Annotated in this window: 8 protein-coding genes; 4 read left to right on the top strand and 4 right to left on the bottom strand. The window is 33.1% G+C overall.

Features of this window, described 5'->3' with window-relative positions:
- The coding region (locus ACVC2P_RS15490) for an esterase/lipase family protein (protein ID WP_452599366.1) at positions 1 to 1,812 on the bottom strand (1,812 nt) is incomplete at its 3' end.
- 179 nt (positions 1,813 to 1,991) lie between these two features.
- Positions 1,992 to 3,620, bottom strand: coding sequence for an L-glutamate gamma-semialdehyde dehydrogenase (gene pruA, locus ACVC2P_RS15495; protein ID WP_452599367.1), 1,629 nt, complete (start codon positions 3,618 to 3,620; stop codon positions 1,992 to 1,994).
- A gap of 150 nt (positions 3,621 to 3,770) precedes the next feature.
- On the opposite strand from pruA, the gene ACVC2P_RS15500 reads away from it, so the two are divergent.
- Together ACVC2P_RS15500 and ACVC2P_RS15505 are read left to right on the top strand one after the other, a co-directional pair.
- Positions 3,771 to 4,496 carry an NRDE family protein gene (locus ACVC2P_RS15500; protein ID WP_452599368.1) on the top strand — a complete coding sequence of 242 codons (726 nt, stop codon included), beginning with the start codon at positions 3,771 to 3,773 and terminating at the stop codon, positions 4,494 to 4,496.
- Positions 4,489 to 5,487: a DUF6695 family protein gene (locus tag ACVC2P_RS15505; RefSeq protein WP_452599369.1), complete on the top strand. Its 999-nt coding sequence runs from the start codon at positions 4,489 to 4,491 to the stop codon at positions 5,485 to 5,487. Before ACVC2P_RS15500 ends, ACVC2P_RS15505 begins: the two co-directional genes overlap by 8 nt.
- Here ACVC2P_RS15505 and apaG read toward each other — a convergent pair whose 3' ends face one another.
- Together apaG and ACVC2P_RS15515 are read right to left on the bottom strand one after the other, a co-directional pair.
- A complete protein-coding gene (apaG, locus tag ACVC2P_RS15510) occupies positions 5,488 to 5,874 on the bottom strand; it encodes a Co2+/Mg2+ efflux protein ApaG (protein WP_452599370.1) in 387 nt (128 codons plus the stop codon). It lies immediately after the preceding gene.
- Between the two features lie 100 nt (positions 5,875 to 5,974).
- A complete protein-coding gene (locus tag ACVC2P_RS15515; RefSeq protein ID WP_452599371.1) occupies positions 5,975 to 7,222 on the bottom strand; it encodes a type IX secretion system plug protein in 1,248 nt (415 codons plus the stop codon).
- Between the two features lie 193 nt (positions 7,223 to 7,415).
- On the opposite strand from ACVC2P_RS15515, the gene ACVC2P_RS15520 reads away from it, so the two are divergent.
- Both ACVC2P_RS15520 and ACVC2P_RS15525 read left to right on the top strand, forming a co-directional pair.
- A complete protein-coding gene (locus ACVC2P_RS15520; RefSeq protein WP_452599372.1) occupies positions 7,416 to 8,771 on the top strand; it encodes a Na(+)-translocating NADH-quinone reductase subunit A in 1,356 nt (451 codons plus the stop codon).
- On the top strand, positions 8,771 to 9,943 hold a 1,173-nt coding region (locus ACVC2P_RS15525; RefSeq protein WP_452599373.1), incomplete at its 3' end, for an NADH:ubiquinone reductase (Na(+)-transporting) subunit B. The genes ACVC2P_RS15520 and ACVC2P_RS15525, both read left to right, overlap by 1 nt.

Consider the following 9,943-nt stretch of genomic DNA (forward strand, 5'->3'; position numbering starts at 1 on the left):
AAATAATCCGCCAGAAGCAGCATCTACACCATTAGAAAAAGATTCAGATTCTACAGTTGCACTGGCAGTTAAATCACAAAAACAAAAGAAAAAAGAGTCTATAAAAAGGTAACTTGCTTGATTTTGTTGGCCAGCAAGAGGCGTGTATCTTACTCTAAAAGTAGCGTCTGTTTGAAAAGAAACATCTTCTATTGTGGTATTTAATATTTCTCTGTCTGGTAAAATGTCATTACCTGTTTTATCTTGATATGGATTACCTATACCACTACCATTTATCATTGCTACGTTCCTTGTGTTTTCAGGAAAGCCAGATGTAGTTAAATTATTTAATCCTGTATAAAAAATACTATTCCATGGGTGTTTCATTGGTAGTTTTAAATTAGGATCAAAATCAACGATACTTCCACTTGCAAGATGAGGTTCGAAATGATCTATTAACATTTGTCTTGCAGCAGGAGACTTTAGCATACCATCTACTATTGGTCTTAAAGCAACGATACTTTGGTCTCCTCCAAGACCACCTAAATCTAAACCGTAAGCCATATAGTTGAATAAGTGCTGAAACCCTATAGGAACATTGGCTCCATGATGGGGTGAATCGAAAGATAACCATAATCGTGTGTCATGATCTAAATTTTGGTTTTCCATAAAGTTTAAGGCGTAGCGCGAAATTAGGCCACCCATACTTGGGCCAATAATTACGTTTTCATCAGCTCCAGCGACCTTACTTGTGTTAATAATACTTAATAATTCTACTAAAAGCATGGCATTACGCTCAATAAAATCGGCGCCTCCATCTACTACAACCCCATCAGAAAGTCTAGTGTATACAGGAAAGTTTAAAATAATAATATCGAACCCTTCTGCTCTTACTCTATCTGCTAGATTAGATGTCGTACCGTTATCGTTATAATCTAATAAAGAATATAGTCCAGTAATATCTCTGGTGTCTCCTGGATCGAAACCATCAATTAAAAAAATAGGTTTGTCCAGAATATTATCTGCACTTAAAAATATTTCATACTCACCAGTCCCTATATTATTGGCTTCTCCATAAGGTGTTAAGTTTGGGACAGGAGTGTTTGAAGATTCAAATGTGTTAACGACACGATTAAAAAGTGTATTTAAATCTGTGTTAGAATATGTAATATCTATTGTAGACTTACTAGTTATAGTCGTATCATCAGAAAAAGTTAATTCTGAGATTAAGGTTTTTGGACCCTCTTCGGTATAGTTAATAGTAATATTGTTGTTTTTAGAAATTGTTTTAAACCCCTCTCCATTTCCAAAATCTATTTTTACGCTTGTTATTGTTTTTTGAGTTGTATTAAAAATATTGCTTTCATGAAGGTCGAAATTTACTTTTAGCCCTTTGTGCTTTGGTTGCAAAGGGGTAATAATAGCTAGTTCATGTTTATTATATATTGATGCGTTAGTTGTTTTTGTTAAATAACCTTCAGAGTCAATAATTAAATTGCCATTCTCGTAAGCTTCAGGCTTTATAACTTCAAAACTGGTGTTTAAAACACCTAAAGAAACGGTGTTATTTGAAAAGTCTTCCTTAGCATCGCTCATTAAGCTCTCTAAGTTAGGTAGTCTGTTTTGTAGGTCGTTTTCAGCTATAGCTTTATATGCTTGATAAAAAGAATATGTAGAATTTATGTTAGATTGATAATCGTTAATATTTATAACAGGGAACGATGTAAATAAAATAGAAGTTTCCATGTCTGAAATATCTAATTTACTGATTTTGTTTTGAGCAAATAAGGATGTACTCGCTATAAAACAGATTAGGAGGTAGATTTTTTTCATATAAAAGTGATTTTGCTAAATATAAGTTTTTTTCAGGTTTTTCTGACGATTACATATTTAAACCCATAAAAAACTAAGTATAACTTATTTATTTAATGCTTTTTTTGTCACTTTATCGATTAAAATGAAAAAGCCTCAAGTGTAATACTTGAGGCTTTTGTGTTTATATGGACTAATAATTATTCTCCTAGAAAAGGATAGCGATAATCTGTAGGGGTTACAAATGTTTCTTTTATCATTCTTGGTGATACCCAACGTAATAAGTTTAATGCGCTACCAGCTTTGTCGTTAGTTCCCGAACCTCTTGCACCTCCAAATGGTTGTTGTCCTACAACAGCACCAGTTGGTTTGTCGTTAATGTAGAAGTTTCCAGCACTGTTTTCTAAAGCTTTTGTTGCTTCAACAATAGCGTAGCGGTCTTGAGCTAAGATAGCTCCTGTTAATGCATAATCGCTAGTTGAGTCTACAATTTTTAATGTTTCAGAGAAGTTGTCATCCTCAAATACATAAATAGTAATTACAGGACCAAATAACTCATCGCACATTGTTGTGTATTTTGGGTCGTTAGTTACTATTACAGTAGGTTCTATAAAATAACCTTTACTCTTGTCGTAACCACCACCAACAATAATTTCTGCATTGCTATCTGCTTTGGCTTGATCTAAATATTTTGCTAATTTATCAAAAGACCCTTCATGTATAACTGCAGTTATAAAGTTGCTCATGTCTTCAGGAGAGCCCATTTTAAATGAGTTTACGTCTTCTACAACATAGTTTTTAACTTGTTCCCAAATGCTTTTAGAAATATAAGCACGAGACGCTGCGCTACATTTTTGACCTTGGAACTCAAAAGCTCCACGCGAAATTGCTGTTGCTACTTGTTTTGGGTTAGCAGATTTATGTGCTACTATAAAATCCTTACCACCAGTTTCTCCAACTATTTTTGGGTAAGTTTTATAATTGTGAATGTTGTTTCCAATTTGTTTCCAAAGTTCTTTAAATATATAAGTAGAACCTGTAAAATGTAATCCAGAAAAATCTGGGCTAGCTAATACTGTTTCTGTAATCATTACTGGATCACCAAAAACAACATTTATGACTCCTGGAGGAACTCCTGCTTCTTCAAAAACATCCATAACAACTTTTGCAGAATAGATTTGAGAATCACTAGGCTTCCATACAACAACATTACCCATCATTGCCATACAAGCAGGTAGGTTTCCTGCAATAGCTGTAAAGTTAAATGGTGTAACTGCGTACACGAAACCTTCTAATGGGCGATACTCTAATCTGTTCCATGCTCCACTAGTACTTTCTGGTTGTTCATGATAGATATCTGTCATGTACTGAACGTTAAAACGTAAAAAGTCTATTAATTCGCAAGCAGCATCAATTTCTGCTTGGTGAATTGTTTTAGACTGTGCCATCATTGTGGCAGCGTTTATTTTTGCTCTGTATGGTCCAGCAATTAATTCTGCTGCTTTTAAAAAGATTCCTGCTCTGTGTTCCCAAGGCATCTGCGACCATGTTTTTCTAGCTTCAAGTGCTGTGGTAATGGCATCATCAACATGAGATTTTTCAGCCAAGTGGTATTGACCAACGACATGTTGGTGATCGTGTGGTGGAGACATTGTTCTTGTGTTTCCAGTAGTAACATTTTTACCATTAATGTACATTGGTACATCTAGGTTACTGTTATACATTTCCTTATAGGCTTTTGCTATGGCTTCTCTGTGTTCGCATCCTGGAGCATAAGCTCTAACGGGCTCGTTTACTGCAACTGGTACATTGAAAAATCCTTTTCCCATGATTATTTTAATTTTTTTGTTTTAAAATTTTGAAGTTCAAAGTTACAACTTTTTTTAGTGATTATTTAAGCTATAAAGGAATACTAACAGTATTCTTAATTCTTACTATTTTTTTGTAAGTTGCCATTCTATTTTTAGACTATTGCATTTATGTGTACAGTAACTATTTTTCCTAAAGGAGATAACAATTTTGTGCTAACCTCAAATAGAGATGAAGCACCTAATAGAACGGCGTTAAACCCCGATTTTTATACTATAGATAATACTAGAATGTTACTTCCTAAAGATGAGTTGTCTGGAGGGTCTTGGATTGGTGTTAGTGATAAAAACCGATTAATATGTTTATTAAATGGTGGTTTTGTTATTCATGAACGTAAAGACAGTTATAGACAAAGTAGAGGTATAGTTGTTCGCGATTTATTAGCGTCTACTGCTATTGAATTCTCTGTGGAATCTTATAATTTTAACGGTATAGAGCCCTTTACAATAGTTATAGTAGATTGGAATGAAACACTTAAATTTTATGAGTTGGTTTGGGATGGTGAAAACAAACATTTTGTAGAACTGCCTTTAGAACCAAAAATATGGTCATCTTCTACGCTGTATTCTCAAGATAAAAAACAAAAGCGTTTAGAATGGTTTGAAGCGTTCAAAACTAAAACGATACTAACCTCAGAAACAGCATTAGAATTTCATAAAACAGCAGGAGGAGATAATGATGACTATGGTGTAATTATGGATCGTGGGCATGTAAAAACTACTAGCATTACTCAAGTAGAGAAAAACGAAGAAGGAGTAAACATGAGGTTTGAAAATTTAAATACATTGGAGGTTGCTACTAAATCATTTAATTTTTTAGAAGTTATAAATGAATAATAGTACCGGTGTTATTTTAACATTAGCCTACCCTGATACTATTGTAATGGTAGCAGAAGAATGGTATTCTCCATTTTTACGCTTTTTAGGAGTAGGTAAAAAAAACTATGTACGTGCAGGGCATGCAGCCTTAGTACTTATTAATAAAGCTACAGGTGTTTTAGAATACCATGATTTTGGACGCTATATAACACCAGAACCTAATGGTAGAGTTAGAGGAAGAGATACAGATAACGAGTTAGAGTTTCCTATAAAAGCAGTTATAGAGAATGGAGAGATCGTTAACCTTAATACTATTTTAAAATTCTTAGCAACACACCCTAAGTTAACGCATGGTGATGGAGATTTAGTAGCTTCCGTTTGTGATTTAGTGGATTACAAGAGAGCTAGGGAACATATTACTAAAATGCAGAATAAACACTTTATTTATTATGCTGCATTTAAAAAAGGCGCTTGTAATTGTGCGCGATTTGTAACAGATACTTTAATACAATCTGTTACCAATAAACGTTTAAAAAAGAAATTAATACAATCTAAATGGTTTACACCAAGTACAGTTGGTAATGTATTATTGGCTAACACAGGGGCGTATCCTTTTTTAGTTACAGAACGTGGTGAAATATCTGAGTTTACAGGTACGCAAACAAGCGAAAATTTACGTTGCTTTCTAGATAGATTAAAAGAGCATACACCTAATTTTATAGGAACTTTACTGCCAAAGCCTGTAGAAGGATTAAGTCATCATGCTCAGTGGCTCTCGGGTATTGCAGCTGGCGCATGGTACGAATTGTACACCACAGAAAATAATGGAGAGTATAGGTATCGTAGAGTTTCACCTTATGGAAATATAGATGTAGATGCAGTGTATTTAGTACAAGATATTACTTTTAATTATAAGAGCGATTATAAGTTTGTGCATTATTCTAACTGTGGTTTTTTCCATGTTGAACAACATGGAAAAATATATCGCTTTAATAGAAAGACAAATTAATTAGTTAAGAGCAAACTGAGCGCTTAATTTAAATGGTGGAATTGTAACATTAAACTTTTTAGTGGTAGTAAAGTTTATCATGCTGTAATGACCTCGCATGGCTCCAAAAGGAGAGGTTAATAAACAGCCTGAAGTGTATGTATGAGACTCTCCGGGTTTAATTACTGGCTTTTTACCAATAACACCTTCTCCGCTAACAGTTTCAATATTATTTAAGGCGTCAAGAATAACCCAATGCCTCGCATTGAGTTGTACAGAGTCTTTACTCTGGTTTTCGATAGTAACTTTATAACCAAAGGCGAAGTGTATTTTGTAGTTTTTGTAAAACGTACCTTCGAAATTAGTTTCTACCGAAATCTTTATGCCTCTTGTAACTTGTTGAACCATTAATTGTTAATGCGTTTTTTTAATAATGCAAAAATAATAAATATTACATTAATAATAACATGATTAATAATGTAGTGCTTTAAATTTAATTCTTTTATATTTAATTAGTTATGTTTACCGAGCTAGCTTCGCCAATACCAATTATTCTATCATAACGAGCGCCGAGGTCTCTATAGTATACTAATACCTTATAATTATTTTCGGTTTGATAAAAACTTCCACTAATTGCATTTTCATCTAGAGTGCCATTTTTATCCATAACTACATATTTGTAATTATAGAACCCTTGTTTTAGAATTAGTGAAGAGCTGTAAACACCTCTCTCTTCATCGTATGTCATTTTAGTAGTATCATCCACCGCATAATTATTAAAATTTCCATAAACATGAATTGATTTATTTTTAGGTAATTCATCTAGCTTTAAAGAAAAATGTACTTTGGTGTAGTCAGCTTCAATATATGGCCTGTCTGCATCTAGTGCTGTTATTAAAAAATTACCATTAATATCTGGATTGTATGTGTATGGTAAATCTGCTCTAGAAATGTTTGTAAATAAATAATGATTATAAATGTCGTTTAATTCTACAAACTGGATTGCATTATTCGCAGCCCTTAAATCTTTGTTTTCAAAGTAGAAAAATTCATTCCCGCCAAAAAAACTAGATTCTTTTGTGTAACGATATTGTAATTCGTTACCTAAAATATATTGTGGTTTTAAGTCTGTAATAGCAGTGTTTAAATTATTGTTTTTAATAATAACGGTTTTTATGGTTTGTTTAGGGTTGTTAAACCTTATATTAGTAGCGTTAATAGCAATGTCTACAGATTGTTTTTCTTGTACAAAAGCAACATCTCGAGAACGTTTTATAGCTACACCTACATTAGCTAAATCTTCATAAACCATAAACTTTCTTGTAAACTCAATCTCGTCATCATCATTATATATTGTTATTAAGTAATTTCCAGATTTTGTTACTCCTTTTGTTTGTCCATTTGGAATAGTTAATCTGTAATGAGAATATATTTGGTAGGTGTTAAATGAGTTTTCATAAGTTCTAATGCGTTGCTCGTTAAACCCGTTTAAATATTCAGATTGAACTAAAACTGAAGGTGTCCAGTCAAAGTTATAATGTTTAATTTCATAGTAATAATCCTCTTCATCTCCATTTAAAGCATCGAATTCTAAAACAAGATATTCTCCTAGCCTTAAAATTGGTAATTGACTTTCTGCCGTATTGCCTTTAAAAGTTATAGTTTTAATATAATCTTGAGGTTGAATTTCTTCAACTTGACTAAAAACAGAAGTCGAAAATAAAAGAAGTATTAAGTAATTGAGTTTAAATCGCATTTTTAAATTTTAATTATTAAGTAAATATAAACAAAATCTATGCCTAATCAGTTTTTGTTATTTAGAATTAGTATAAATAAATAACAAGATATATTTAGACCTCAATAAATGTATTAAAAATTCGTATTTTTGCACCGATTTTTTGTACACAGGAAATCATATCACTAAACTATTAACAAATAGATTTATACGTATGTCAAACGACATTAAGATTAAGAAAGGTCTAGACATAAAGTTAAAAGGTGCAGCAGAACTAGCAACAGAGAATGCTATTGTAAGCAACTTTTATACAGTTAGACCAGAAGACTTTCACAGTGTAATTCCTAAATTATCGGTAAAAGTTGGAGAAAAAGTAAAAGCAGGAGACGCTTTGTTTTTTAATAAGTCCAATGAAAATGTAAAGTTTGCTTCACCAGTATCTGGAGAAGTTATCGAGATTACACGTGGTGAAAAACGTAAAATATTAGCAATAAAACTTCAAGCAGACAAGACACAATCACATCATGATTTTGGCGCTTTAAACGTAGATTCGGCAAAAGCAGAAGACATTAAAGCAAAATTATTAGCATCTGGTTGTTGGGCTTTTGTAAAACAGCGTCCTTACGATGTTATTGCAAACCCAGAAGTTGCTCCAAAAGCAATTTTTGTTTCGGCTTATGCTAGTGCCCCTTTAGCAGCAGATTTAGATTATACATTACAAGGTAAAGAGGCAGAGCTACAAGCAGCAGTTACTGCATTAGGTAAGTTAACAGAAGGACAATTACATGTTAGTGTTGGTAAAAATGGAAACTCTCCATTAGCTGGTTTATCTGGTGTTACCTTACATAAGGTTTCAGGACCACATCCATCTGGTAATGTAGGAACTCAAATAAATAAAATAGATCCTATTAACAAAGGCGAAGTTGTTTGGACAGTAAATGCTCAAGACTTAGTTATTATAGGTGAGTTATTGTTAACAGGTAAGTTTAATGCACAACGTACCGTTGCATTAGTAGGCTCTTCTGTTAAAAAACCGAGATATTTCAGAACTATTATAGGTAGTGAAATAGCAACAATGGTTTACGACAATGGCGTAGATAAAGATGGTAATGACCGTATTATTTCAGGAAATGTACTATCTGGAAAACAAGTAAAACCAGATGGTGCTTTAGATTATTACAGTAATGTAATATCTGTTATTCCTGAAGGAGATGATTATGAGTTTTTTGGATGGAATAAACCAGTGTTTAATAAAGTATCAACTTCAAGAGCATTAACATTCTCATGGTTATCACCTAAGAAAAAGTATGATTTAAATACAAATACTAATGGTGAGCATCGTGCTTTTGTAACTACAGGAACGTATGAGGAAGTCTTTCCTTTAGATATTTTTCCTATGCAAATTCTAAAAGCTTGTATGTACAATGACTTAGATGAAATGGAAGCATTAGGAATGTACGAAGTTGCACCAGAGGATTTTGCTTTAACAGAGTTTGTTTGTGTGTCTAAGCAGCCACATCAAGATATTATTAGAAAAGGTTTAGACTTAATGCTTAAAGAAATAGGATAATGGGTTTAAAAAGTAATTTACATAATTTAAAGGAAAAGTATAAAGGAACTAAAATGGCTCCTGCGTTTAACGCAATCCATACATTTTTATACTTACCAAATGAGACCACACATAACGGAACTCATATAAAAGCAGCCGACGATTTAAAAAGAACAATGAACACTGTTATTATGGCATTGATTCCTTGTTTAATCTTTGGTATATTCAATGCAGGTTACCAACACTATGCAGCTATAGATGCTGCAAAGGGGATAACTGCCGAGGTGTCTTTGTTTGGAAATTTTTTAACAATGGATAACTTTATTGTGGGGGCATGGACAGTGTTACCATTAGTAATTGTATCCTATGTTGTAGGTCTTGCAGTAGAATTTGTTTTTGCTGTAATAAAAGGACATGAAGTAGAAGAAGGATACCTAGTAACAGGAATGTTAGTGCCATTAATTGTACCAATCGATACACCATTATGGATGTTAGCAGTAGCGGTTATATTTGGTGTTGTAATAGGTAAAGAAGTGTTTGGAGGAACAGGAATGAATATTCTTAATCCTGCATTAACTATTCGTGCCTTTTTATTCTTTGCTTATCCAACATGGATGTCTGGAGATAAAGTGTGGGTACATGAAGCAGTTGAAAGAACAGGAACGCCAGATGCTATCTCAGGAGAAACAGTATTAGGTAGTTTAGCTCAAAATAATCCGGTAGGTTATGATTGGATGGATATGTTCTACGGATTTATTCCTGGTTCTGTTGGTGAAACATCTACACTGCTTATATTATTGGGAGGATTATTTTTAATCTTCGCTAAAATAGGGAGCTGGAGAATTATGTTATCGTCTGTATTAGGAGCTCTAGCAATGGGATTAATTTTTAATGGTGTTGTAGACGCAGGTATTATAACAGAATCTAGTAAATTTTATAGCTTAATGAATACAGAATTCTGGATGCACTTATTAATTGGAGGATTTGCTTTTGGTACGGTATACATGGCAACAGACCCTGTTACTGCATCGCAAACTAATAAAGGAAAGTGGATCTATGGTTTCTTAATTGGGTTTATTTCAATTATGATTCGTGTGTTTAACCCAGCATATCCAGAAGGAGTAATGTTGGCTATTTTATTAATGAATGTGTTCGCTCCAACAATAGATCATTACGTAGTACAAGGTAATGTC

The sequence above is a fragment of the Pontimicrobium sp. MEBiC01747 genome (genome assembly GCF_053601635.1).